This is a genomic window from Promicromonospora sp. NPDC110617 (assembly GCF_055598465.1).
Genome location: NZ_JBVKBM010000001.1, coordinates 2,324,779 through 2,349,921, shown reverse-complemented (window position 1 = coordinate 2,349,921; position 25,143 = coordinate 2,324,779). Strand labels below are relative to the sequence as shown.

23 protein-coding genes are annotated in these 25,143 nt (G+C 71.9%); all 23 read right to left on the bottom strand.

Going from position 1 to position 25,143, the window contains the following annotated elements; genetic code table 11:
* Positions 1 to 52: 52 nt before the first annotated feature.
* Positions 53 to 982 carry an RluA family pseudouridine synthase gene (locus ACZ7LE_RS10305; RefSeq protein WP_470403164.1) on the bottom strand — a complete coding sequence of 310 codons (930 nt, stop codon included), beginning with the start codon at positions 980 to 982 and terminating at the stop codon, positions 53 to 55.
* Positions 982 to 1,650, bottom strand: a complete 669-nt coding sequence (locus ACZ7LE_RS10300) for a signal peptidase II (RefSeq protein WP_470403163.1) — start codon at positions 1,648 to 1,650, stop codon at positions 982 to 984. The genes ACZ7LE_RS10305 and ACZ7LE_RS10300 overlap by 1 nt, the downstream gene beginning before the upstream one ends.
* A 251-nt stretch (positions 1,651 to 1,901) precedes the next feature.
* Complete coding sequence (locus ACZ7LE_RS10295; RefSeq protein WP_470403162.1) at positions 1,902 to 2,408, bottom strand: hypothetical protein; 507 nt, start codon at positions 2,406 to 2,408, stop codon at positions 1,902 to 1,904.
* Between the two features lie 309 nt (positions 2,409 to 2,717).
* Positions 2,718 to 3,185, bottom strand: coding sequence for a TraR/DksA family transcriptional regulator (locus tag ACZ7LE_RS10290; RefSeq protein ID WP_036966460.1), 468 nt, complete (start codon positions 3,183 to 3,185; stop codon positions 2,718 to 2,720).
* A 198-nt stretch (positions 3,186 to 3,383) separates the two neighbouring features.
* Positions 3,384 to 4,025: a DivIVA domain-containing protein gene (locus ACZ7LE_RS10285; RefSeq protein ID WP_020016671.1), complete on the bottom strand. Its 642-nt coding sequence runs from the start codon at positions 4,023 to 4,025 to the stop codon at positions 3,384 to 3,386.
* Positions 4,026 to 4,289: 264 nt separating this feature from the next.
* Entirely contained in the window at positions 4,290 to 4,586 is a 297-nt protein-coding gene (locus tag ACZ7LE_RS10280; RefSeq protein ID WP_470403161.1) for a YggT family protein, read from the bottom strand.
* A 123-nt stretch (positions 4,587 to 4,709) separates the two neighbouring features.
* On the bottom strand, positions 4,710 to 5,180 hold the full coding sequence (locus ACZ7LE_RS10275; RefSeq protein ID WP_182614681.1) for a cell division protein SepF: 471 nt from the start codon (positions 5,178 to 5,180) through the stop codon (positions 4,710 to 4,712).
* Positions 5,181 to 5,450: 270 nt separating this feature from the next.
* Positions 5,451 to 6,245 (bottom strand): peptidoglycan editing factor PgeF, encoded by a 795-nt coding sequence (gene pgeF / locus ACZ7LE_RS10270; RefSeq protein WP_470403160.1) that lies wholly within the window; start codon positions 6,243 to 6,245, stop codon positions 5,451 to 5,453.
* 22 nt (positions 6,246 to 6,267) lie between these two features.
* Positions 6,268 to 7,608, bottom strand: coding sequence for a cell division protein FtsZ (gene ftsZ / locus ACZ7LE_RS10265; protein WP_470403159.1), 1,341 nt, complete (start codon positions 7,606 to 7,608; stop codon positions 6,268 to 6,270).
* A gap of 250 nt (positions 7,609 to 7,858) precedes the next feature.
* Positions 7,859 to 8,950 (bottom strand): cell division protein FtsQ/DivIB, encoded by a 1,092-nt coding sequence (locus tag ACZ7LE_RS10260; protein WP_470403158.1) that lies wholly within the window; start codon positions 8,948 to 8,950, stop codon positions 7,859 to 7,861.
* Positions 8,950 to 10,452: a UDP-N-acetylmuramate--L-alanine ligase gene (gene murC, locus ACZ7LE_RS10255; protein ID WP_470403157.1), complete on the bottom strand. Its 1,503-nt coding sequence runs from the start codon at positions 10,450 to 10,452 to the stop codon at positions 8,950 to 8,952. Before murC ends, ACZ7LE_RS10260 begins: the two co-directional genes overlap by 1 nt.
* Positions 10,449 to 11,603 carry an undecaprenyldiphospho-muramoylpentapeptide beta-N-acetylglucosaminyltransferase gene (murG, locus tag ACZ7LE_RS10250; protein ID WP_470403156.1) on the bottom strand — a complete coding sequence of 385 codons (1,155 nt, stop codon included), beginning with the start codon at positions 11,601 to 11,603 and terminating at the stop codon, positions 10,449 to 10,451. The genes murC and murG overlap by 4 nt, the downstream gene beginning before the upstream one ends.
* Before the next feature lie 93 nt (positions 11,604 to 11,696).
* The gene (locus tag ACZ7LE_RS10245; protein ID WP_470403155.1) at positions 11,697 to 12,944 is read right to left on the bottom strand and encodes an FtsW/RodA/SpoVE family cell cycle protein; all 1,248 of its coding nucleotides are present in this window, start codon (positions 12,942 to 12,944) and stop codon (positions 11,697 to 11,699) included.
* 20 nt (positions 12,945 to 12,964) lie between these two features.
* On the bottom strand, positions 12,965 to 14,458 hold the full coding sequence (murD, locus tag ACZ7LE_RS10240; RefSeq protein ID WP_470403154.1) for a UDP-N-acetylmuramoyl-L-alanine--D-glutamate ligase: 1,494 nt from the start codon (positions 14,456 to 14,458) through the stop codon (positions 12,965 to 12,967).
* On the bottom strand, positions 14,455 to 15,537 hold the full coding sequence (gene mraY, locus ACZ7LE_RS10235) for a phospho-N-acetylmuramoyl-pentapeptide-transferase (protein ID WP_470403153.1): 1,083 nt from the start codon (positions 15,535 to 15,537) through the stop codon (positions 14,455 to 14,457). The genes murD and mraY overlap by 4 nt, the downstream gene beginning before the upstream one ends.
* Entirely contained in the window at positions 15,534 to 17,006 is a 1,473-nt protein-coding gene (locus ACZ7LE_RS10230; protein WP_470403152.1) for a UDP-N-acetylmuramoyl-tripeptide--D-alanyl-D-alanine ligase, read from the bottom strand. The genes mraY and ACZ7LE_RS10230 overlap by 4 nt, the downstream gene beginning before the upstream one ends.
* Before the next feature lie 88 nt (positions 17,007 to 17,094).
* Positions 17,095 to 18,699 (bottom strand): UDP-N-acetylmuramoyl-L-alanyl-D-glutamate--2,6-diaminopimelate ligase, encoded by a 1,605-nt coding sequence (locus tag ACZ7LE_RS10225; RefSeq protein WP_470403151.1) that lies wholly within the window; start codon positions 18,697 to 18,699, stop codon positions 17,095 to 17,097.
* Between the two features lie 187 nt (positions 18,700 to 18,886).
* Positions 18,887 to 19,126: a hypothetical protein gene (locus ACZ7LE_RS10220; protein ID WP_470403150.1), complete on the bottom strand. Its 240-nt coding sequence runs from the start codon at positions 19,124 to 19,126 to the stop codon at positions 18,887 to 18,889.
* Positions 19,127 to 19,348: 222 nt separating this feature from the next.
* Positions 19,349 to 20,437 carry an ABC transporter ATP-binding protein gene (locus ACZ7LE_RS10215; protein WP_470403149.1) on the bottom strand — a complete coding sequence of 363 codons (1,089 nt, stop codon included), beginning with the start codon at positions 20,435 to 20,437 and terminating at the stop codon, positions 19,349 to 19,351.
* On the bottom strand, positions 20,434 to 21,351 hold the full coding sequence (locus tag ACZ7LE_RS10210; protein ID WP_470403148.1) for an ABC transporter permease: 918 nt from the start codon (positions 21,349 to 21,351) through the stop codon (positions 20,434 to 20,436). Before ACZ7LE_RS10210 ends, ACZ7LE_RS10215 begins: the two co-directional genes overlap by 4 nt.
* Positions 21,348 to 22,331, bottom strand: a complete 984-nt coding sequence (locus tag ACZ7LE_RS10205) for an ABC transporter permease (RefSeq protein WP_470403147.1) — start codon at positions 22,329 to 22,331, stop codon at positions 21,348 to 21,350. Before ACZ7LE_RS10205 ends, ACZ7LE_RS10210 begins: the two co-directional genes overlap by 4 nt.
* Positions 22,328 to 23,440: an ABC transporter ATP-binding protein gene (locus ACZ7LE_RS10200; protein ID WP_470403146.1), complete on the bottom strand. Its 1,113-nt coding sequence runs from the start codon at positions 23,438 to 23,440 to the stop codon at positions 22,328 to 22,330. The genes ACZ7LE_RS10205 and ACZ7LE_RS10200 overlap by 4 nt, the downstream gene beginning before the upstream one ends.
* A complete protein-coding gene (locus ACZ7LE_RS10195; RefSeq protein WP_470403145.1) occupies positions 23,440 to 25,110 on the bottom strand; it encodes an ABC transporter substrate-binding protein in 1,671 nt (556 codons plus the stop codon). Before ACZ7LE_RS10195 ends, ACZ7LE_RS10200 begins: the two co-directional genes overlap by 1 nt.
* Positions 25,111 to 25,143: the final 33 nt, after the last annotated feature.

Below are 25,143 nucleotides of genomic sequence, written 5' to 3'. Positions count from 1 at the left end.
TTAGGCACGGGACACTGACACTCCGACGCCAAACGCCGAGCGGAACCTCACATCACGTGTACGCGCCCCGCACCACGTCCAGCGCGGCCTCCAGATCGGCCGGGTACGGCGACTCCACCTCGACCCAGCGGCCGGTCACGGGATGCTCGAAACCCAACCGATGCGCGTGCAGCCACTGCCGCGTGAGCCCCACCCTGGAGGCCAGCACCGGGTCCGCGCCGTAGGTCAGGTCGCCCACGAGCGGGTGGCGCAGCGCCGCGAAGTGCACCCGGATCTGGTGGGTGCGCCCGGTCTCCAGGTGCACCTCCAGCAGCGACGCCGCGGACAGCATCTCCAGCGTCTCGTAGTGCGTCACCGACGGCTTGCCGTCCGCCGTGACCGCGAACTTCCAGTCCGAGCTGGGGTGCCGACCGATCGGCGCGTCGATCGTGCCCGTCGTCGGGTCGGGGTGGCCCTGCGCGAGCGCGTGGTAGACCTTGTCGACCGTGCGCTCCTTGAAGGCGCGCTTGAGGCCCGTGTACGCGACCTCCGACTTCGCCACGACCATCAGGCCCGAGGTCCCGACGTCGAGCCGGTGCACGATCCCCTGCCGCTCCGCCGCGCCCGAGGTGGAGACGCGGTAGCCCGCGGCGATCAGGGCCCCGACCACGGTGGGCCCGGTCCAGCCCGGCGACGGGTGCGCCGCCACGCCGACGGGCTTGTCGATCACGACCAGGTCGTCGTCGTCGTACACGATGCCCATGCCGGGCACGGGCTCGGCCACGACCTCGACGGCGGGGCGCTCCTCCGGCATGTCCACCTCGAGCCAGCCGCCTGCGACCACGCGGTCCGACTTGCCCACCTGCCGACCGTCGAGCGACACGGCTCCCGCCTCGGCGAGCTCCGCGGCGCGCGTCCGCGAGAAGCCGAGCATGCGGGCCAGCGCCGCGTCGACGCGGTCGCCGGCGAGCCCGTCGGGGACGGGCAGGGTGCGCAGCGCCATCAGGCGGGGTCGCCCTGCTCGCCGGCGGGCTTCGGGGAGGGCTTGTCGGACGCCGCGTCCGGCGCATCGTCCGGCACGTCGTCCGCCGATGCCTCCGCGGCCTCGTCACCCGTGTGCTGCTTGCCGTCCAGGCCGATCCCCCGCAGCGAGAGCAGCGCGATCAGCACGGCCGCGGCGACGACGGCGATGTCCGCCACGTTGCCCACGAAGAAGCCGGCGTAGTCGATGAAGTCCACGACGTGCCCACGCGCGAACCCGGGCTCGCGCGCCAGGCGGTCGATCAGGTTGCCGACCGCGCCACCGAGCAGCAGGCCGAGGGCGACGGCCCAGCCCCGCGACCCGAGGCGGCCGATCGCCCGGACGATGAAGATCACGACGACCGTCACGACGATGGTCAGGATCCACGTGTAGCCCGAGGCGATCGACAGGGCGGCGCCCGGGTTGTAGATGAGGCGCAGGCCGAGGAGGTCGCCCACGAGCGGGATCGGCTCGGCGTTCGGCGTCAGCGCGGACTCGGCCCACCACTTCGTGAGCTGGTCTGCGGCCAGGACGAGGGCCGCGAGCACGCCGGTCCAGGCAACGAGCCTTCGGCTGCCGGACGGCGAGGGCGTGGCTGCGGGACTCGTCTCGTCGCCGGCCACGGCGGAGGGTTCAGCGGGAGTAGACATCAGGCAAAGTCTCCCATGCCGCGGGCCCTGCCCGACCCAGCGTCCGACGCCGCGCCGGAGAACCGCGGAAGGGCGCGGAAAGATCACGCGCCGCACACCTCGAAAAACGGAGCCTATGGACAAAGATCCGCAAATGCGCAACGACGGCACAAAAATCAGCGAGGCCCTTTCCCGAAGATCCGGGAAAGGGCCTCGCCAGGTGTGACATCACCGCGTCACCGCGCGGCGACAGTCACTATGACGTCAGAGCGTCAGCAAGCGGTGTAGCCGGTCACGTTGCCGGTCTGGAACAGGTTCAGCGGGCCGTCCCAGTGCCACGGCGCGACGCACACGTTGTTCAGGACGTTGACCGAGCCGTCGCCACCGATGACGGCGTCGCCGTCGTCGCAGGCCATGTAGTCGGTCAGGTTCGCGGTGCTGCCCACGTTGCCCGGGCCCTCCCAGTACCAGGGAGCGACGCACACGTTGTTCAGCGCGTTGAAGCTGCCGTCGCCACCGATCTCGACGACTTCACCAGCCGTGGCGACCTCCTCGGGGACCATCACGCCGTCGATCCCCTCGGGGAGCTCCGCGTTCTGGGTCGCGCCGAGCACGTCCAGCGCACCGTCGGCGCCGACGACGCCGACGGCACCGTCGATCCCGCCGAGCACCTCGCTGGTCTCGGCCGAGCTGATCACGTGCGCCTCGGGCGAGTCGCCCTGGGTCAGCGCGCTGGCGCCCGTCGCCGCGGCGACGACCAGACCGGCCGACATGGCCACGGCCGCACCCGCACGACACGTTGCACGGAATCCTCGGATCATTGTGTTTTCCCCCTCGAATAGCGTCCGTCGAAATAGCGGTGAACCACACGTGTGTGATTCACCTGGACGAGCATCCGGGGTGAAATTCACCCTGTCAATCGGAACGTGACGTGCCGCACGGAGCGCCCGGAGCGGGAAATGCGACATTCCAGGATCGAACTCCATGGCAATGCATGAGGTATGCACGTAACTCAGACATCACAGCGTTGATATCCGGTGCAGGATCCAGTGCAAGGTCCGGCGCGACCCCCTCGTCACGCCGGCCGCTCAGGCCCCGCGGCGCTCCTCGCGCGCCTTCGCCTCGACCGACAGCGTGGCCCTCGGGAACGCCTGCAGCCGGGCCTTGCCGATCGGCAGGTCCGTCAGCTCGCACGTGGCGTAGGTGCCCTTCCGGATCCGGTCGAGCGCGTGGTTCGTCTGGTCCAGGAGGTCACGCATGTTGTTGACGAGCGTCAGCTCCTGCTCGCGCTCCAGGGCGCTCGAGCCGTAGTCGGCCTGGTCGTCGCCCGCGCCGTCGCCCGAGTTGCGCAACAGGTCCGACAGCTCACGGTCGGCGACGTGCAGCTCGCGCTCCAGCCGCTCCTTGTCCTCAAGGAGCAGCGCCGCCAGCTCCTCCGCCTCGCGGACGGTCCAGGGTTCTTCACCGTCACGGACGGGAAACTTCTTCACGTCTCGTGTCAGGTTCGGGAACTCCTGCTTGATCGCCGCTCGCGTCGCAGTCGAGATCTTGGTCATGGGTTCCCCTTCGCGGTCGCCCCCGGTGGTCAAGTGCACGAAGCGTAAGCACAAGCGGCCAGACGCACAACGGGGCGCGCCGGTGTGGCGCGCCCCCATGATGTGCGCATGCCGCACAACTCGCACGGCGGCCGGACGTGAGGTGGGGACGTCCGGGCCGCCGTGCGTGTCGAGCGGTGCTCTGCTGTCAGATCGCCGTCAGATGCCCTGGGCCATCTCGGCCGGCCGGCCGGACTGCTGGTTGTTCCGCGGCGGCAGGGCCGAGCCCCGCGCGTCCAGGTCGCCCAGCAGGTTCTGCAGGAAGCTCTTCAGGCGGGTGCGGTAGTCGCGCTCGAACAGGCGCAGCTCGTCGATCTTGCGCTCCAGCAGCGAACGCTCCTGCTCGAGCTGCGACAGCGTGCGATGCGACGTCTCCTCGGCGTCGCGCACGATCCGCGCGCCCTCGGTCTTGGCCTCCGTGATGAGGCGGTCGCCCTCCTCCTGGCCGGAGCGCACGTAGTCGTCGTGCAGCTTCTGGGCCAGCTGGAGCATGCCGGTCGCCGACTCGGGCTCCGGGCCGTTGCCCTTGGGGCCGGCGGGGCCGGTCGGCATGACGGGCGCCGCGACCGGCGCGGCCTGCGCGCGGGCGGGGGCGGCGGCGTCGCTGCGCGACAGCTCCGCGATGCGCCGCTCGGCGGCCGCGACCTTCTGCCGCAGGCCTTCGTTCTCCTCCTGGACGTTGGTCAGCGTCCGCACGACCTCGTCGAGGAAGTCGTCGACCTCCTCGACGTCGTAGCCCTCGCGGAACTTCGTCGCGGAGAACTTCTTGTTGAGGATGTCCTCTGCTGTAAGCAGTGCCATCGTGTCACCTCGAAAGTTAGAACGTAGGAACGCTGAACTCGGACGTCGGCGCTAGCAAGCCGCGCGCCCTTCGCCGAAGCCCACGGTAGCGGACGACATCGGCCCGGGACACCGGGAGCACCCCCGGGCACGATTTCCTCACAGAGTGTGCCGTGTCACCCCAGCCCGGATCCATGCATCGGTCAATATTCTTGCGCCTCACCTCGGCAGATCGTGGACCACCCCGCCGAGAACCGGCACATCTCCAACACTTTTCCGACGGCGTCAGACCATCCTCGCCCAGGATCCGACGAGCTGGGACAGGATCGAGACGCCGAAGAACAGGACGATGAAGGCCAGGTCGAGCTGGATCTGGCCCAGCCGCAGCGGCGGGATCAGCCGGCGCAGGAACCGCAGGGGCGGATCCGTGACCGTGTAGACCGCCTCGGCGACCACGAGCAGAACACCACGCGGCCGCCAGTCCCGGGCAAAGAACTGCACCCAGTCGAAGATCAGCCGTCCGATGAGGAACAGGATGAAGAGCCACAGCAGGAAGCCGATGAACTGCAGGATCAGAGTCACACGCACAACTTAACGTGTTCGCACCCCGGATCCCATGAGCCCGTGCGGATGCGATGTACGGACAGACGTGAGCGGGGAGCGTTCGCCGTGTGGCGACCGCCCCCCGCTCAGGTCTCGTGGTGATCAGCTCTGGTTGTAGAAGCCGCCGCGTCCGTTCGGCTTCTCGGTGGCGACCTGCTCCTCGGCCGCGATCTCCACGTGCTCGGGAGAGAGCAGGAAGACCTTGTTGGTCACCCGCTCGATCGAGCCGTGCAGGCCGAAGATGAGGCCGGCCGAGAAGTCGACCAGGCGCTTGGCGTCGGCGTCGTCCATGTCGGAGAGGTTCATGATGACGGGAGTGCCGGCGCGGAAAGCCTCGCCGATGCTCCGTGCGTCGTTGTACGAGCGCGGGTGCACGGTCGTGATGCGGCGCAGCTCCCCGGTGGAGAGCGCCTGGTGGGGCACGCCATCGCGGTGCAGCGGCGTGACCTGCGCGTGTCGGTGGTCCTCCACGTTCTCCTCCAGGCCCTCGTCGTACTCGTCGAGGTACTCCTGCTCGCCCTGATCGTCGGCGAGGCCCAGATACAGCATGGTCTTGCGAAGCGCTCCGGCCATCGCTCACTCTCCGTTCGTCGCCTGCTGTGCGTCCTTCTGTCTGTGTCCCAGCGGGCCCGTACAACAGGTCCGACCTTGACCTCCGACCGAGGTCGTCTTGACAAAAGTAGCCCGGCGCAATCCGACCCGGAAGTGCGACACGCCGTGCCACGAACAACTTTGCCAAAGTTGTTCAGCGATTGCTCGCTAAAAACGACATCCGTGTGATTTCGCAGGTCAGGGCACTGTTATCGGCGTGTCGTGGAGCTGGCGGAAATCCGCCACAGCGGCTCAGGACAGCGCCACGACGCCCGCCTGCCGGCCGGTCGTGACGCCGGTCACGCTCGCGCGGCGGTGGGAGAACAGCTCCGGGTCCTCCAGCGTGCAGCGCTCGACCCGCGTCACCGCCACCCCCCGGGAGGCGAGCTGGGCGACCACCCCGGCGGGCAGGTCGAGGCCAGGTGTGCCGTCGCTCGTGGTCGCGAACGTCTCGGGGACGGCGGCGGCCACCTCGTCGCGCATCGCCGCGGGCACCTCGTAGCACCGCCCGCACACCGCGGGCCCGACGGCGGCGTGCACGCGTGCGGGATCCGCACCCCGAGCGACCAGCGAGTCCAGGGCCCGGTGCACCACGCCGGCCAGCACCCCCTTGCGCCCGGCGTGCGCGACGGCGACGACGCGGGCGACCGGGTCGGCGAGCAGCACCGGGACGCAGTCCGCGACCAGCACCCCGAGGCCCAGCCCGCGCTCGGCGGTGACGAGCGCGTCGCCCTCCCCCGCGGAGGCCGGCGGCCGGGACGCGGCCCACAGCGCGCGCTCGGCCGCGCCGAGCTCCAGCACGACGTCGCCGTGCACCTGGGTGGCGAACGCGACGGGCGCGCCGAGGTGCTCGGCGGCCCGGGACCGGTTGACCGCGACCCGCGCGTCGTCGTCGGACACGTTCAGTCCCAGGTTGAGGCCGCCGCCGCCGTCCGCCGCCGCCCACGGGGCGGGCGAGACGCCGCCCGCGCTGGACGTGAAGAAGGCGTGCACCCCGTCGCCCAGGTCGACGGGGTGCACGCCTGCAAGAGTCCGGGTTTCGCTCACGGGTGTGAGGTTACCCGGCCGGTCACTTCAGGAAGTCGGGGACGTCCAGGTCCTCGGCCGTACGGCGCGGGTTCTCGTCGTACAGCGGCGGGACCTCGACACGCTCGCCCTGCTCGCGGTGCACGTCCTGCCGGTTGAACGAGCCCTGCACCACGACCGCCGGCTCGTCCAGCGTGCGCGGCACGTCGTCCGAGCCCTCGTCGTCGATCACCCGCGGGAGCGTCGAGACGGGCGCGGGCTGGTGCGCCGGCGGCACCGACGGCGGCATGCCGTTCACCCCGGTGTGCTCGGGCGCGCGGCGGGCGGCGTCCGACACGTCGGGCAGCGGGACCGGCGCCGTCGCGGGGCTGCGCGAGCCCGTCCCGACCGCACCGGCGACCTGGCCGAGCGCCCGGTTGTCCTTGCGCTCCTTGGGCAGGCCGCCGTCGAAGCCGGCAGCGATGACGGTGACCCGCACCTCGTCGCCCAGCGCGTCGTCGATGACCGTACCGAAGATGATGTTCGCCTCCGGGTGCGCGGCCTCCTGCACCAGGCGAGCGGCCTCGTGCACCTCGAACAGGCCGAGGTCGCTGCCACCCTGGATCGAGAGGAGGACGCCGTGCGCGCCGTCGATCGAGGCCTCGAGCAGCGGCGACGAGATCGCCAGCTCGGCGGCCTGCACCGCGCGGTCCTCGCCGCGTGCGGAACCGATGCCCATGAGCGCCGAGCCCGCACCCTGCATGACCGACTTCACGTCGGCGAAGTCGAGGTTGATCAGGCCGGGCGTGGTGATGAGGTCGGTGATGCCCTGCACACCGGAGTGCAGCACCTGGTCCGCCGAGTGGAACGCCGCGATGGCGGAGACGTTCCGGTCCGACATCGACAGGAGCCGGTCGTTCGGGATCACGATCAGCGTGTCGACCTCGTCGCGGAGGTTCTCGATGCCGCTCTCGGCCTGGACCGCGCGACGCCGGCCCTCGAACGTGAACGGGCGCGTCACCACGCCGACGGTCAGCGCGCCGAGCGAGCGCGCGATGCGCGCCACGACCGGGGCGCCACCCGTACCGGTGCCGCCGCCCTCGCCCGCGGTGACGAAGACCATGTCGGCGCCGCGCAGGACGTCCTCGATCTCCTCGGCGTGGTCCTCGGCGGCCTTCTTGCCGACCTCGGGGTCCGCGCCGGCGCCGAGGCCGCGCGTGAGCTCCCGGCCGACGTCGAGCTTGACGTCGGCGTCCGACATCAGGAGTGCCTGTGCGTCGGTGTTGATCGCGATGAACTCGACGCCCTTGAGGCCGACCTCGATCATGCGGTTGACGGCGTTCACACCACCGCCGCCGATACCGACCACCTTGATTACTGCCAGGTAGTTCTGCGGAGTTGCCACGTCGTCGCCTTTCGATTCGGGTCCCGAGTCCCGACTCTCATCCCTCCCAAAGTCTCAGGTTGAGGTAGAGGGTTAGAGTTATGTCAGGTTGTTGCTGAGTTCGACGGTAGGTGTGCCGCCGGGGTGTGTCGAAGACATCGTTGCGCGTGTCGCGCAACGATGCACGCGAGAAATCACAGCGATGTTATTCCTGGTCGCCGCGTGCGTCGGTGCGTGGGTTCGTACGCGTCCCGCCCGGCACGTGACCTGGTCAGTGCGTGACCGGCAGACCGGGCGACGACACGTCGACGGTCGTCGCCGTCGGCTCCGCCCGCAGCAGCGTCTGCGCGACCTTCGTCTTGAGCGGCACGTCCGCGCCGCTCCCCCACCGGATCACGCGCCCGTCGGACAGCGTGGTCCGCACGTCGTCCTGCGTCGCCGCGCTCACCGTCGTGATGTCGGCCGCCAGCTTCGGCGGCAGCGCGCCGAGCACCGCGAGGGCCGCGTCCAGGGCGCGGCGGCCGGCACCGGCGTCGGACAGCGAGGTCACGATCGAGGGCAGTCCCTCGGGCACCTCCTCGGCGGTCGCGACGCGGACGCCCTCGGCGTCCATCAGGGCGTACACGTCGCCCGGCTGCGGCACTGCGGCGACCGGCTCGCGCGAGGTGAGCTCGACCGTGAGCCCGTCCGGCCAGGCCCGCGTGATCCGCACGTTCTTGACGGCGTTCATCGCGAGGATCTCCTCGCGCAGGCCCACGGTGTCCAGGCGCGGCAGCGGCACGCCCGCCTCGTCGGTCACTGCCTCGCGCACCTCGCCGACGTCGACCGTGGTGCCCTCCCCCGTGACCCGGACCTGCTCCGCGTCGAGCGCGAACAACGGCGAGAAGAACGTCGCCCACGCGAGGCCCGCGGCGACCGCGACCGCGAACGTGGTCCAGCCGATCCGACGCCACACGCGGTAGCGCGCCATCGCGGTGCGCTCCGCGAGGCGGTCGGCGAGCTGGTCCGAGACCACGCCCACCCGTCCGCCCGCCGACGGCGTCGCGCCGGTCGCGGGACGCTCCTGCCCGTCCGGACGCGGCCGGGCGGAGCCGGCCTCGGCGGGACCTCGCTCGGCCGAGCCGCTCCGCGCCCGCCCGGCCGGCCCGGTACCTGGCTGGGCCGAACCCGCTCGGGCCGATCGCGCCCGGCCGGACTCGGGCCTCTCGCCCGCCGGCCGGTCCCGCCGGGCCTCGTCCTGCAGGTCCCGGCCCCGCCGGGCCTCGTCACCCGCGATCCGGGCCTGGTCCTGTGCGGCCGCGCCCTGGTCCGCCGGGCGCGGCCGTGCCGTGCCCGCGGCGCGAGGGCGCGCGGGCGGGCGCATCAGTCCTCGCCCAGCCCCGGCGTACCGGTCGCCACGCGGCCCGCGAGGCGCGCCAGGACGGCGGGTCCGAGCTGGGTGACGTCGCCGGCGCCCACCGTGAGCACCACGTCGCCCGGCCGGGCGAGGTCGGCGACGACGTGCGCGGCGTCGAGGCGGTCCGGCACCGCGTAGGCGGCGCCGTGCTCGGTCATGAGGTCGGTGATCGTGTTCGGCGTGACCGTCGGGTCGAGCTCCTCGCGCGCCCCGTAGATGTTCGTGACCACCACCTCGTCGGCGGCGGACAGCTCCTGCGCGAACCGGTCGGCGAACGTCTTGGTGCGCGAGTACAGGTGCGGCTGGAAGAGCACGAGCACGCGGCCGCCGTCGGCGATCTCGCGGGCGGCGGTCAGCACGGCCTTGATCTCCGTGGGGTGGTGGGCGTAGTCGTCGACGACGAGGACGCCGTCGGCCCGGCCCTTCTCCTCGAAGCGGCGGCCCGTGCCGATGAAGGCCTCGACCCCGGCGACCGCCTGCTCGGCGGGCACGCCCAGCAGCACCGACGCGATGACGGCGGCGGTCGCGTTGAGCACGTTGTGCTTGCCCGGGACCGACAGGCGCATCGGGATGCCGGGGACGGTGCCGGACACGCCGGCGCCGTCCGCCACCTGCTCGTTGGTGCCGAGCACGTCGCCGCGCAGCACTGCCGTGGTGCCCTCCGGCGTCGTCGAGATGTCGGTGACCCGCACGCGGGCGGTGTCGTTGGTGCCGTAGGTGATGACGTGGCCGCCGGTGGCGCAGATCGTGGCGCCCACGGACAGCGAGCCCTCGTCGTCGGCGCAGGCGATGAGCCAGCCCTCGGGCACCAAGCGGCGCGCGAACCGGATGAACGCGCCGTTGAACGCCTCCGGGGTGCCGTAGTGGTCCAGGTGGTCGGCCTCGACGTTGGTCACCACGGCGATGGTCGGCGTGTAGTTGAGGAACGAACCGTCCGACTCGTCGGCCTCCGCCACGAGCACGTCGGACGAGCCCAGGTGGCCGCCCGGCGTCGAGCCGTTGGCCGTGCGCACCGTGCTGCCGATCGCGTACGACGGGTCCAGGCCCGCCTCGCGCAGGATGGTGGCGACCATGGCGGACGTCGTCGTCTTGCCGTGCGCGCCCGCGACCGCGACGCCGCGCGAGCCCTCCATCAGCGCGGCCAGGGCCTGCGACCGGTGCAGCACGTTGAGGCGGCGGGACCGGGCCGCGGAGAGCTCCGGGTTGTCCTCGTGCACGGCGCTGGAGATCACCACGGTGTCGACGCCGCTCAGGTGGGCCGGGTCGTGGCCGACCCACACCTGGACTCCCTCGGCGCGCAGGGCGGCGAGCGTGTCCGACTCGGCGGCGTCGGAGCCCTGCACGGCGACCCCGCGCCCCGCGAGCAGCCGCGCGACGACGGACATGCCCGCCCCGCCGATGCCGATCATGTGGACGCGGCCGAGCTTCGCGACCTGATCCGCCATCTGATCCGTGACCGTGGTGCTCATGACCTGACCTCCGTGGTGTCGGTACCTGCTGACCGTACGGCTTGCTCGACGAGATCGACGACACGAGCCGCGCCGTCGCTGGTGCCGGCCGACCCCGCGGCCTTCGCCATGACACCGAGCCGCTCGCGGTCCGCGAGCAGCGTGGGAACGTTCTGGGCCACCCAGGCGGGCGTGACGTCGGCGTCGTCCACCAGGAGGCCGCCCCCGGCCTCGACCAGCGGGGCCGCGTTCAGCCGCTGCTCGCCGTTGCCGATCGGGAGCGGGACGTAGACGGCGGGGATGCCGAGCGCGGCCAGCTCGGCGACGGAGCCGGCGCCGGAGCGGCAGACGACGAGGTCGGCCACGGCGTAGGCGTGCTCCATCTGCTCGAGGTACTCGCGCACCTGGTAGCGCGCCGCGTCGACGCCGGCCACCGTCTCGAGCACCTCGTCGCTCTTGCCCTTGCCCGTCAGGTGCAGCACCTGCGCGCCCGCCGCGAGGATCTGGGCAGCGGCGCCCGAGACGGCACGGTTCAGGCTCAGGGCGCCCAGCGAGCCGCCGGTGACCACGAGGGTCGGCAGCGTCGGGTTGAGGCCGAGCTCGACGGCGGCCCGGGCGCGCACACCCGCGGCGTCGGCCTCGCGCGCCTGGACCAGGCCCGCGATGGCCTGCCGCAGCGGCAGGCCGGTGAGGATGCCGCCGCGCAGCGGCGTGCCGGCGAAGGTGAGGCCCACCCGCGAGGCCCACCGCGCGCCGAGGCGGTTGGCGAGGCCCGGCCGGGCGTTCTGCTCGTGGATCACGATGGGCACGCCCTTGCGCTTGGCCGCGAGGTAGGCCGGGGTGGCGACGTACCCGCCGAACCCGATCACGGCCTGCGCGTCGATCTCGTCGATCGCGTCCTCCGCGGCGCGCACGGCGGCCGTCAGCCGGCCGGGCAGCCGCAGCAGCTCGGGGCTGGGGCGGCGCGGCAGCGGCACGCGCGGGATCGGGCGCAGCTCGTAGCCGCGCGACGGCACGAGGTCGGCCTCCAGGCCGGTCGTGGTGCCGAGCGCGAGCACGCGCGCGCCGGGCTGGCGGCGCCGCACCTCGTAGGCCACCGCGAGCAGGGGGTTCACGTGTCCCGCGGTGCCGCCTCCGGCAAGCACCACCGACACAACTGCTGAGCTCATCATCACCTTCTCGTCGTCGCCCGGGCCCGGGCGAATCGATCGCGACGCGGCCTGCCGTGCAGGATCTGTTCACAGATCAGGCCGCCGTGCACCTTTCTACCGTCTCCGGACCGCGCCGCCCAGCACGGCCAGTGACTTGCGGACGACGCTACCGCGTGCAGCGAGGGCCTTGGCAGCCCCCGGCTCCGTCCTGGCGAAGGATATGACCATCCCGAGCGCGGCCATCGTCGTGATCAGCGCCGAACCACCCGCGGACACCAGGGGTAGGGGCACACCGATCACCGGCAGCACCCCGATGACCACGCCGATGTTCACGAACGCCTGGCCCACGATCCAGCAGCCGACGGCGGCCGTGGTCACCTTGACGAACGGGTCCTTGTGCCGCTGGATCACGCGGCTCATCGCCAGGCCCAGCACGGCGAACAGTGCGAGCACCAGCACCGTGCCGAACAGGCCGAGCTCCTCGCCGATCACGGCGAAGATGAAGTCGTTGTGCGCCTCGGGCAGGTAGTTCCACTTCTCGCGGCTGCCGCCCAGCCCCACGCCCCACAGTCCACCGGTGCCCAGGCCGAACAGGCCGTGCAGGGACTGGTAGCACTCCGAGGCCGCGTCGCACTCGGCGCCGTAGGTCGCGATGATGCGCTGCAGCCGGTCCCCGCCGTCCTGCTGCAGGATGAACACGTACCCGACGACGAACGCCGCGATCGCACTGCCGAGCCCCATCAGCGAGAGGGGGACGCCCGCGACGAGGAACGCGCCGGCCACGAGCAGACCGATCACCAGGGCCGTACCCAGGTCGCCGCCGCCCAGCACCAGGCCCATGACCACGACCGCCCCGGGCACCGCGGGCATGATCGCGTGCGACCAGCTCCCCAGCAGCGCCTGCTTGCGGCCCAGCACGGTGCCCAGCCAGACGGCGAGCGCGAGCTTGGCCAGCTCGGAGGGCTGGAAGCGGACCGGCCCGAAGGAGAGCCAGTTCTGCTGGCCGTTGGTGACCTCACCCATGAAGATCACGGCGACGAGCAGCACCAGCGCAACCAGGAGCGCGGGCAGCGCGAGCCGCTTGTACCAGCGGATCGGCAGGTGGGCGGCGACCAGCAGCACGGGCAGGCCCATCAGCGCGTACTGCGCCTGGACCAGGAACGCCGCGTACGGCGACTGCCCCTCCGCGATGGAGGTCACCGTCGAGCTGGAGAGCACCATGATCAGGCCGATCACGGTCAGGAGGCCGGTGGTGCCCACCAGGAGGTAGTAGCTGGTCACCGTCGAGTTCCACTGGCCGAGCCAGGGCCTGTCGGGCGTCTTCCGGTCGGGCGCCCTGCGGCTCGTGGTCGTCGTGGCCATCCCCTGCCCCCTCCCCGCGCTCAGCGCGTGGCGGTGAGGTCACGCACCACGCGGACGAACTCCTCGCCGCGCTGGGCGTACGAGACGAACTGGTCCTGCGACGCGCCCGCCGGGGCCAGCAGCACGGTGTCCCCCGCCTGGGCGAGGTCGCGTGCGGCCGTCACCGCCCGGCGCATCACGGTCTCAGTGTCACCGGGATCGATCACCACAACCGGGACCTTGGGCGCGTGTCGGGCCAGCGTGTCGGCCAGCGGTCCCGGGTCGGCGCCGATCACGACGGCGGCGCGCATCCGGTCCGCACGCGAGGAGACGAGGTCGTCGAAGGTGGCGCCCTTGGCCAGGCCGCCGGCGATCCACACGACGGTGCCGTGCGCGAAGCCCGCCAGGGACGCGGCCGCGGAGTGGGCGTTGGTCGCCTTCGAGTCGTTCACGTAGGTGACGCCGCCCGACTCCGCGACGCGCTGGATCCGGTGCTCGCTGGGCCCGAAGGACCGCAGGCCGTCGCGGACGGCGGACGCGGGCACGCCGTGCGCCCGGGCCAGCGCGGCGGCGGCCAGGGCGTCCGCGACGATGTGCGTGGGCACGACGCCGTTGTGGTCGCCGAGCTGCTTGAGGTCCGCGAGCGTGCCGAGCTCCGCGGCGCTCTTGCGGCGGTCCGGGTCGTCGTGCTCGGCGTGGAAGGCGCGGTCCACGAGGACGTCGTCGACCAGCCCGAGGTCGCCCGGCCCGGGCGTGCCCACCGCGAAGCCGACGGCGCGTGCGCCCTCGACCACGTCGGCCTCGCGCACCAGGTCCTCGGTCGTCGGGTCCGCGACGTTGTAGACGCAGGCGACCTGGACGCGCTCGAAGATGCGGCCCTTGTCGCGGGTGTAGGCCTCGAGCGAGCCGTGCCAGTCGAGGTGGTCGGCCGACACGTTCAGCACGGCGCCGGCCTGGAGCGACATGGTGTGCGTGAAGTGGAGCTGGAAGCTGGACAGCTCCACGGCGATCACGTCGAGCGCGGGGTCCAGGGCCGCCTCCACCAGCGAGCGGCCCACGTTGCCGACGGCGGCGGTGCGCAGGCCCGCGGCACGCAGGATCGCGGCCAGCATCTCGACGGTGGTCGTCTTGCCGTTGGAGCCGGTGATCCCGAGCCATGCGGCCGGCTCGTCGGCGCCCAGGCGGTTCGTGCGCAGGCGCCAGGCGAGCTCGACCTCGCTCCAGACGGGCACGCCCGCGGCGAGCGCCGCGGCGACCAGCGGGTGGTGCGGGGGGAAGCCGGGCGAGGCGACGAGCAGGTCGGCCTGCGCGATGACGGCGGCCGCGCCGTCGGCGTCGAGCCGTCCGTGGTCGGCGTCGTGCGCCTTGTCGTCGACGGTGACCAGGGAGGCCACGCGCGGTTCGAGCACGCGCTGGAGCGACCGGCCGGTGACGCCGAGGCCCGCCAGGACCGTGCGGGCCTCCGCGAGGGGGACGCGCGGCTCGACCGTGCCGTAGGTGTCGGCCGTGCCGTCGGCGCCGGGGGCCTCGGTCACGAGGCCACCCACTCGGCGTAGAAGATGCCCATGCCCAGGCCCGCGAGCAGGCCCGCGATGAGCCAGAACCGGATGACGATGGTCACCTCGCCCCACCCGGACAGCTCGAAGTGGTGCTGCAGCGGCGCCATCTTGAACACGCGCCGGCCGGTCATCTTGAAGAAGCCGACCTGGATCACCACGGACGAGACGATCAGCACGAACATGCCGCCCAGCAGCACGGCCAGCAGCTCGGTACGGCTCAGGATCGACAGGCCGGCCAGCGCGCCACCCAGGGCGAGCGAGCCGGTGTCGCCCATGAAGATCTTGGCGGGGTTGGCGTTCCACCACAGGAAGCCGACGCAGGCACCCGTCACGGCGGCGGCGACGATCGCGAGGTCCTGCGGGTCGCGCACCTCGTAACACCGTGGTCCGGCCGTGGCCAGGAACTGGCAGGACTGGTTGAGCTGCCAGATGCCGACCAGCACGTAGGCGCCGAAGGTGATGATCGAGACGCCGGTGGCCAGGCCGTCCAGGCCGTCGGTCAGGTTCACCGCGTTGGACCAGGCGGAGACCAGGAGGTTGGCCCAGATCACGAAGAGGATCAGGCCCACGGTCGCGCCGGCGAACGCCAGGTCGAACTCGGTGTCGCGCAGGAACGAGATCTTGGTCGACGCGGGGGTGCGCGAGTTCTCGTTGGGGAACTGCAGCGCGAGCACGGCGAACGAGATGCCGACGATGCCCTGGCCGATCAGCTTGGCGCGCGCCGTCAGGCCGAGCGAGCGCTGCTTGCGGATCTTGGTGAAGTCGTCGAGGAACCCGACCAGGCCGAGGCCCGCCATGAGGTAGAGCGCGAGCAGCGCGGAGACGCTCGGCAGCCGCCCCGACACCAGCATGGAGGCCGCGACACCGATCAGGGTGGCCGCGATCATGACGACGCCGCCCATGGTGGGGGTGCCACGCTTGGTGAAGTGCCCCGTGGGGCCGTCCTCGCGGACGAACTGGCCGTAGTTCTTGTGGACCAGGAACCGGATGAAGACCGGCGTGCCCAGCAGGGCCACGAGCAGCGCCACCGCGGCGCTGACCAGGATCGCGATCACTTGTTGTTGTCCTTAGCGGTCAGAGCCATCGACAGGTGGTCGCCGAGCTCCCAGAGTCCGGAGCCGAGCGAGGACTTCACGAGCACGACGTCGCCGGGCTCCAGCGACTCGTCCAGCAGGGTGCGGGCGGCGTCCAGGTCGGGCACGAAGATCGACTCCGACCCCCAGGACCCCTCCTGCATGGCGCCCTCATGGATGTGATAGGCGCCGTCGCCCACGACGACGAGCTGCTTGATGTTCAGCCGTACCACGAGGCGGCCGATCTCGTCGTGCGCGGCGCGCGCGCCTTCACCGAGCTCACGCATCTCGCCGAGCACCGCGACGGAGCGGCGGGTGCGCCCGGCCATCACGGCGAGCGTGCGCAGGGCGGCCTTCATCGAGTCCGGGTTCGCGTTGTACGCGTCGTCGATCACGGTGACGCCGTCGGGCCGCTCGGTGACGGCCATGCGGTGCGGGCTGCGGGCGGTCGCGGCGGAGAGCCGCTGCGCGACGTCGGCCACGGACACCCCGAGACGCAGGGCGACCGTCGCCGCCGCGAGCGCGTTGCTCACGTGGTGGGGGCCGACGAGCTGGAGGGCGACGTCGGCGCGCTGCTCGCCGTCCCCGGACGGCGCGGCACCCGGCGCGACGCGGAGCGTGAAGCTGGCGCGGCCCGTGGCGTCGACCGTGATGTCCTCGGCGCGGACGTCGGCGGCCGGGATGGTGCCGAAGGTCTGCAGCGTCGTGCCGGGCGCGGTCTGGCCGGCCATCGCGGCGACGCGCAGGTCGTCGGCGTTGAGCACCACGGTGCCGCCGTCGACGACGCCGGAGACCATCTCGGCCTTGGTCTTGGCGATGGCCTCGACGCTGCCGAAGTGACCCACGTGCGCCACGCCCACGGCGAGCACGACGCCGACGTCGGGCGGCGCGATGCGCGTGAGGTAGGCGATGTTGCCGATGTGGTCGGCGCCCATCTCGGCCACCAGGTACCGGGTGTGCCCGGTGACGCGGAGCACCGTGAGCGGCAGGCCGATCTCGTTGTTGAACGAGCCGGTGGGGACGATGATCGCGTCCTCGCCCGCGCCTGCCTCGGGCGTGAGGAGCTGGCCCAGCAGGTCCTTGGTGGTGGTCTTGCCGACCGAACCGGTCACGCCGATCACCCGCGGCGCCTCGCCGTCGGACGCGGTCTCGCGGACCGTCGCCAGGACGTATCGGGCGAGCTCGCCCAGGGCCGCCTGCGGGTCGTCCACCACGACGGTCGGCAGGCCGTCGAGCTCGCGGGCCGCCAGCACCAGCGCGGCACCCGCCGCGACGGCCCGGCCCGCGAAGTCGTGCCCGTCCACCCGCTCCCCCGGCAGAGCCACGAACAGCGCCCCCGGCCCGGCCTCGCGCGAGTCGATGATCACCGCCCCCGTGACCGTGACGTCCGGGTCGGCATGCAGCCGCCCGCCGGTGGCTGCGGCGACCTGTGCCGCAGTCAGCTCGATCATGCCTGTGTCGTCCTCTCCTGCGTGGGTCCTGCTGGGGTTGCACGTCCTACTGCTGCGCCGACGGTACGCACGGCGCGTCCTGCTCGGGTCACGCGCCGCGGGCCGCCAGCGCGGCGCGCGCCTCGACCCGGTCGTCGAGCACGTGGTCCACGCCGGCGATCTCCTGGATCGTCTCGTGCCCGCGACCCGCCACCAGCACGGTGTCGTCCGGGCCGGCCGCCAGGATCGCGGTGCGGATGGCATCCGCGCGCGGGGCGACCTCGTGGACCTCCACCGTACGCGAGCCGCCGTCGTCCCCCGTCTCGACGGTGCCGGGCGTGCCGCTGCCGGGGGTGCCGTCGCCCGGCTCGTCGACGCCGGTGCCGGCCAGGACCTCGGTCCGCACCTTGGCGGGGTCCTCGTCGTGCGGGTCGTCGTCCGTGACATAGACGACGTCGGCGCCGTGCACCGCTGCCGCGCCCATGAAGGGGCGCTTGCCGGGGTCGCGGTCGCCGGTGGCGCCGAAGACGACGGCCAGCTTGCCCGCCGTCGTCGGGCGCAGGGCCGCCAGGGCGAGCTCCAGGGCCTCGGTGTTGTGCGCGAAGTCCACGACCACGCGCGGGGCGGTGGCCAGCACCTCCATCCGGCCGGGCACGGTGGCGCTCAGGCCGTCGGCGGCCGCCAGCGCGTCGGTGACGTCGCGGATGTCCGAGCCGCCCTCCAGCACCATCGCGACGGCGAGGGCCGCGTTGGCCACGTTGTAGCCGCCCGGCAGCGAGGTGGAGGTGCGCAGCGTGCGGCCGTCGCGGTGCGTCAGCGTGAAGGCGGACCCGGTGCCGTGCGGCGCGACGTCGGTCACGACCCAGTCGGCGGCCTTGCCCGGCAGCGTGGTCAGTGTGGCGACGGGGATCTGGGCCTCGTTCGCCATGCGCTCGCCCCAGGCGTCGTCGACGGTGACGACGCCGCGACGGGCACGGGCGGGCGTGAACAGCTCGGCCTTGGTGGCGAAGTACGACTCGAAGTCGCCGTGGAAGTCCAGGTGGTCCTGGGTCAGGTTGGTGAACCCGGCGACGCCGAACACGATGCCGTCGACGCGGTGCTGCGCCAGGGCGTGGGAGGAGACCTCCATGGCGAGGGTGCGCACGTGGTCCTCGCGCATCGCGGCCAGGAGCGCCTGGAGGTCGGCGGCCTCGGGCGTGGTGAGCGTGCTGGCGATCACGCGGTCGCCGGAGCGGGTCTCGACGGTGCCGATCAGGCCGCCCGTCCAGCCCAGGGCCCGCAGCAGGTGGTCGAGCTGGTAGGTCGTGGTGGTCTTGCCGTTGGTGCCGGTGACGCCGAACGTCATCAGATCCTCGGCCGGGTTGCCCAGCACCCAGGCGGCGACCTGGCCGAGGATGCCGCGGGGGTCGTCGGCGACGAGTACCGGGGTGGTGCTGTCGGCCCCGATCAGCTCCGCCCCGCGCGCGTCCGTGAGGACGGCGACGGCCCCGCGCCCGACGGCGTCCGCGGCGAACTGCGCGCCGTGCGCGCGGGCGCCGGGCAGGGCCACGAACAGGTCCCCGTCCTGGACCACCCGGTTGTCCGAGGCCACGCAGGTGACCGCGGCGTCGGCGCCGTGACCTGGGGCGATGGTGAGGCCGAAGGCGACGGCGAGGTCCGAGACCTGGCGCGCTGTCGTGGCGGCCGGGCGGATCCGGTCGATCGGGGATGTCACGGAGAAGAACCTACCGTCTCCAGCGACGGGGTCTCGTCCTGGGTGTGGGCCTTGGGTGGTGGTTGTGGGGTGGTCCGGTTGCCCTCCGGGCAAAGGTGAGGTGATCTGTCGATCCTGAAGCCGACAAGCGAAAACGACACCGACGTCGTCGCCCGTCATTCTCACGATGCCCTCGGGCCCGTTCGAACTACAGAGCTGTGCGAGCCAATTCGGCCGCCCACTCAACGACAGACAACGGTATCGCCCGGGACAGCGGATCGATCATCAACTGCGCCTCGTCCGCCGGCTCATCCTCGCCTCTGAAGATCGCGAACCAGAGCTTCTGACCAGCCCCGTCACTCACCTGGAACTCCAGGGAGAGCTCGTCGCCACCGGCAGGCCCGACGCTCTCGATGGGCTGAACCTCAATCTCGAGCCCAGAAACCATGTATGCCATCTCGCCCCCCACCAGAATGAGCGCTCACGGCACCGCGAGAACCGCGATGAGATCGAATGTCAGGTGCCGGGGAAACGCGATGTGTACCGCGAGCGCCGCAGCCGGAGGGAGCGTACGCGAGCAGGGTGTGTTGCCGTGCGTAGACATTGTCCACGCACGGCAACACACCCCCGTGACCAACCTTTTTCCTGGCTGGTCAACCTACCCAGACCACTACCGCGCCACCAGGTCCGGCAGCTTCTCTCCCGCGGACAGCGAGGTGTGCAGGTGGCACGCCACCAGCCGCCCCTCCTCGGCCTGCGCCGTCCGCCCCAGCACCGGCAGCTCCGTGCGGCACACGTCCATCGCGTGCGGGCACCGCGGCGCGAACGGGCAGCCTGGCTCGCGCTGGGACAGGTCCGGCGGGGCGCCGGGGATGCCCGAGAGGTCGCGGCGTGGCCCGTGCAGGGGAGGGAACGACCCGAGCAGCCCCGCGGAGTACGGGTGCCGCGGGTGCGTGTACACGTCACGCGCCGCCGCCGTCTCCACGATCTCGCCCGCGTACATGACCGCGATGCGGTCGGCGACCTCCACCAGCAGGGACACGTCGTGCGTGATGAGCACCACGGAGAAGCCCAGCCGCTCGCGCAGCTCCATCACCTGCTCCAGGATTTGGCGCTGCATCACCACGTCGAGTGCCGTGGTGGGCTCGTCCATGATGAGCACCTGCGGCTCCAGGGCCAGCGCCATCGCGATCATCACGCGCTGGCGCATGCCGCCGGAGAGCTGGTGCGGGTAGGCCCGCAGCCGGTCGGCCGAGATGCCGACGAGGCGCAGCAGCTCCGCCGCCCGCTCCCGGGCCTCCCCGCGTCCCATCCTGGGCCGGTGCGCCAGGATGCCGTCGACGAGCTGCTTCTCCACCCGGAACACCGGGTTGAGCGAGCTCATCGCGCCCTGGAACACGATCGCGATGTCGCTCCAGCGGGCGGCCCGCAGCTCGGCGTCGGACAGGGCGAGCAGGTCCGCCCGCTTGCCGTCGCGGTTCGTGAGCCACACCTCGCCGCCCGTGATGAGGCCGGGCGGGGCGAGCAGCCGCGTCGCGGCGTAGGCGAGGGTCGACTTGCCGCAGCCCGACTCCCCCGCCAGCCCCAGCACCTCGCCGCGGCGCAGGGTCAGGGAGACGTCGCGCAGCACGTGCGTCGGGTCGTCGCCGAACCCGTAGTCGACGCTCAGGTTCCGGATCTCGAGGACCGGGTCCTCCGCCGTCGGCCCGACGCCGGAAGCAGCGCCCACGACCGGATCGGTAACTGCGCCTGCGCTCATGACCGCACCTCCCGCACCACCGGGGTGAACCCCACGCGCGGCCGGATGCCCCGGCGGCGCAGCGAGCGCGCGTGCAGGCCGGTGGACCGCAGGCGGGGGTTGACGATCTCGTCGATACCGAAGTTGACCAGGGTCAGCGCCATGCCGAGCAGCGCGATGCACGCCCCGGCCGGCACGAACCACCACCACGCGCCACGCTGCAGCGCGAGGTTGTTCTGCGCCCAGAACAGGATGGTGCCCCAGTTCCAGTCGCTGACCGGCGTGATGCCGATGAACGACAGCGTGACCTGGGACAGCACCGCGAACGTCACGGTGCCCACGAACCCGGAGGCGATGACGGCCGTCAGGTTCGGCATGACCTCGGCGAGCACGAGGCGCCACGTGCGCTCCCCGTTGGCCCGGGCCGCCTCGACGAAGTCGCGCTTGCGCAGCGACAGCGTCTGGGCGCGCAGCACGCGAGCACCCCAGGCCCAGCCGGTCGCCCCGATGACCAGCGCGACGGTGAGCCCGCCGGCGGACGGGAGCTGCGCGGCGATCAGGATGATCAGCGGCAGCTGCGGGATGACCAGGAACATGTTCGACAGCGCGGACAGCGACTCGTCACCGATGCCGCCGACGAACCCGGCGGTCACACCGACGAGCACGCCCACCACGGTGGCGCTCACGCCGGCCACCAGGCCGACGACGAGCACGCCGCGAGCGCCCACGATGATCTGGGACAGGATGTCGCGCCCGGTGTGGTCGGTGCCGAGCCAGTGGGTGGCGGACGGCGGGCTGAGCAGCGCGTCGCTCACCTGGTTGGGGTCGTACGGCGAGAGCCAGGGACCCACCAGGGCGAGCAGCGTGAAGAAGCCGAGGATGACCAGGCCGGTGACGACCTTGCCGTTGCGCAGGAACAGCAGCTGGTTCTTCATCGGTCCTCCGTCCGGGTGCGGGGGTCGAGCAGGGCGTAGGCGAGGTCGGCCACCATGTTCGCCACGAGGACGGACAGGGTGATGACCAGGAAGCAGCCCTGCATCAGCGGGTAGTCGTGCGTGGAGACCGCCTGGTAGAGCGTGTAGCCGATGCCCTGGTAGGAGAAGACCATCTCCATGATCAGCGTGCCGCCGACGACGAAGCCGAGGGACAGCGCGAAGCTGGAGACCTGCGGCAGCACGGCGTTGCGCGCGGCGTAGCCGAGCATGACCTGCCGCTCGGGCAGGCCCTTGGCGTGCGCGACGGTGACGTAGTCCTCGGACGAGACGGTCACCATCATGTTGCGCATGCCGAGCACCCAGCCGGCCACGGACGACAGCACCACGGTCAGGGCGGGCAGGAACCCGTAGTAGACGACGGACCCGATGAACTCACCGGTGAACGCCGGCACGAGCCCGCGGTCGTAGCTGCCGCTGGACGGGAACCAGCCGAGGTTGACCGACAGCACGGCGATGGTGATCAGGCCCAGCCAGAAGTACGGCACGGCCTGGAAGAACGTCGCCACGGGCAGCAGCCCGTCGGCCCAGGTGCCGCGGCGCCAGCCGAGGAACGTGCCGATGAGCGAGCCGATCACGAAGGCGACGATCGTGGCGACGCCGACCAGTCCCACGGTCCACGGCAGCGACTGGGCCACGATGTCGGCCACGGGCGTCGGGAAGTGCGTGAAGGACAGCCCGAGGTCGCCCCGCAGGAGCAGGCCCCAGTAGTCGACGTACTGCTGCCAGAGGCTGGTGTCCTGGTCCAGGCCGAACAGCACGCGCAGCGAGTGCTCGGCGTTGCTGTCGATCCGGCCCTGCATGCGGCCCAACAGGGCCGTCACGGGGTCGCCCGGCAGCAGGCGCGGGATGAAGAAGTTGATGGTGATCGCGGCCCACGCGGTCAGCGCGTAGAACACGATCCTGCGCAGCAGGAACCTCATGCGGCCACCTCCCCGTTCCCGGTCGCATTCCCGCCGGCCCCGTGACCGGCGTGGCGGACGGCGGGCCCGACGTCGGGCCGCCCCTCCCGCCGGCTGTACCCCCAGCACGCGGCGGACCGCCCGGGGGCGACCTCGATGAGCTCGGGGGTCTCGGTGCGGCACAGGTCGGTCGCGTACGGGCAGCGCGGTGCGAACCGGCAGCCGGGCGGCGGGTCCACGAGGCTCGGCGGCTCGCCGCCGGTCCCCTGCTCCCGGACGGCGGCGGCGCCGGTGCCCGCCAGGTCGTCGGGGTCGGGCGCGGAGGCGATGAGCAGCCGCGTGTAGGGGTGCAGCGGCTCCTGGGTCACGGACTCGGAGTCGCCGGTCTCCATGACCTGCCCCGCGTACAGCACGGTGGTGCGGTCGGCGAAGTACCGCGCCGACGCGATGTCGTGCGTGATGTACAGGACGGCGATCCCGAGCCGGTCGCGCAGGTCGGCCAGCAGGTTGAGGATGCCCAGCCGGATCGAGACGTCGAGCATGGAGACGGGCTCGTCGGCGAGCAGCACCTCGGGGTCGGCGGCCAGGGCCCGCGCGATGGCGATGCGCTGCCGCTGCCCGCCGGACAGCTCGTGCGGGTACTTGTCCACGTACCGCGCCGCGGGCGTGAGGTGCACGCGCTCCAGCAGCTCGGTCAGCGCCGCCTCCAGCTCGGGCCCGCGCAGCGTGCCCCCGCTGGACTGCTTGCGGTGCAACCGCAGCGCCCGGGTCAGCGTGTAGCGCACGGGGTGCACCGGGTTCAGGGAGCCGAACGGGTCCTGGAAGATCATCTGCACGCGTCGCACGTACGCGCGGAAGGCCCGGCGGCCCCGCAGGCGGGCCTCGGCGCCGTCGAGCAGCACCTGCCCGCCCGTGATCGGGATCAGTCCGGCCAGCAGCCGGGCGACCGTGGACTTGCCGGACCCCGACTCCCCCACCACGGCCAGGACCTGGCCGCGGTGGAGCTCGAGGTCCACGCCGTCCACGGCGTGGATCGCCCGGGCGGGCGAGCGGCCGCTGACGCGGCGCCCGCCCGCTCGGAAGTGCTTGGTGAGGCCGTGCGCGGCCAGCACCGGTGTCGTCTCGCTCATCAGCCTTCCGCAGGCTTGAGGTGCATCAGGATCTGGGCGGCCTGCACACCGGTGGGCTGGGGCTGGTTGTACGGGTCCTCCTCGGACGGCCAGCCCACGTAGTTCTGCGTCGAGTACTGCGCGGTGGCCGGGCGGGTCCAGATGGCGATGCCCGGCACCTCCTCGACGAACACCTTCTGGATGGTGTCCAGCGCCTCGGTGCGCGTGGCGTCGTCCGGCGCGGCGGCGTAGTCGGCGAGCGCCTGGGTGGCGTCGTCGTTCTGGAAGCGGCCGAAGTTCCAGGTGGCCGGCTCGCCGAGCTTCTTGTAGTGGGCGCCGTCCAGGATGTCGGAGTACATGTCCCAGGGGGTGGCGCCGCCGTCGGTCCAGTGCAGGGTGGCCTGGAAGTCACCGCCGGGGATGATGTCGGCGAACCAGCCGTCCTGGTTGACGGGGTTGACGGTGGCGGTGGCGCCGAGCTCGGCGGCGGAGTTCTTGATGAGGTCCAGGGCGGTCAGGTAGTCGTTCCAGCCGGCCGGGTTGACCAGCTCGAACGTCACCTCGTCGCCGTCGGGGTCGACGAGCTTCTCGCCCTCCCAGGTGTAGCCGGCGTCCTCCAGCAGGGCGCGGGCGCCCTCGACGTCGACCGCGTACTCCTGGTCGGCGTAGTCGGCGGAGAGGAACTCCTCGCCGGCGGGCAGCGGCAGGCCGGTGACGCTGGTCAGGGCGGGGTTGACGCCGGAGGTGGCGACGTCGACGAGCTCCTGGCGGTCGATGACCATGTTGAGGGCCTGGCGGAACGCCTTGTCGTCGAACGGCTTGGTCTCGTTGTTCAGGTAGAGCACGTCGATGCCGAGGCCGCCGGCGGCGTACTGGTGGTAGTGCTCGGGGTCCTGGGCGATGTAGACGTTCTCGTAGTCGGCGATGAACGTCCAGCCCCACTGCGCCTCACCGGTGGTCAGGGCCGTGGTCAGGGCGTTGTTGTCGTTGTACGACGAGTACCGGATCTCGGGGACGGCGGGCTTGCCGCCCCAGTAGTCGTCGCGGGCCACGACGGTGGCGGCCTGCGGTGTCCAGGACTCCAGCGTGTACGGGCCGGTGCCCACGGGGTCGGGGTTGGTGTCGGTGGTCGGGTCCTTCACGTCGGCCCAGATGTGCTCGGGCACCATGACCAGGTCGTACAGCTTGGACTGGTTGACGAACTGCCCGGCGGTGAACGTGACGGTCACGGTGGACCCGTCGGTCTCGACGGTGTCGTAGGGCAGGGCGCCGGTGTTGAGCGCCTCGAAGTCCTTGCGGAGCTGGATGGAGAACGCGACGTCGTCGGCGGTGAACTCCTCCCCGTCCGACCAGGTGACGCCCTCGCGGGGCGTGATGACGGCCTCGGTGAAGTCCTCGTTCCACTCGATGCTGTCGGCGAGCCAGGGCTCCGGGTCCTCGGAGGGCCGGGCCTGGTTGCGCATCATCAGCGGCTCGTAGATCGTGAACGCGTAGCCCAGCGAGAGCGCGGACGAGCCCGTGGCGAACGGGCTGTGGTTCTCGGTCTGGACGCCGTTCGGCATGCCGACGGTCAGGGTCTCCCCGCCGCCCGCCTGGGTGGCGGTGCCGCCACCACCACCGCCGCTGCAGGCTGCCAGCAGCGCGACGGCTGCCGCGGCCGCCACGACGGCGACGTGCTTGTGAATCCTCACGGTGTGCCTCCTTGCACTCGTCCCGGTCGGGAC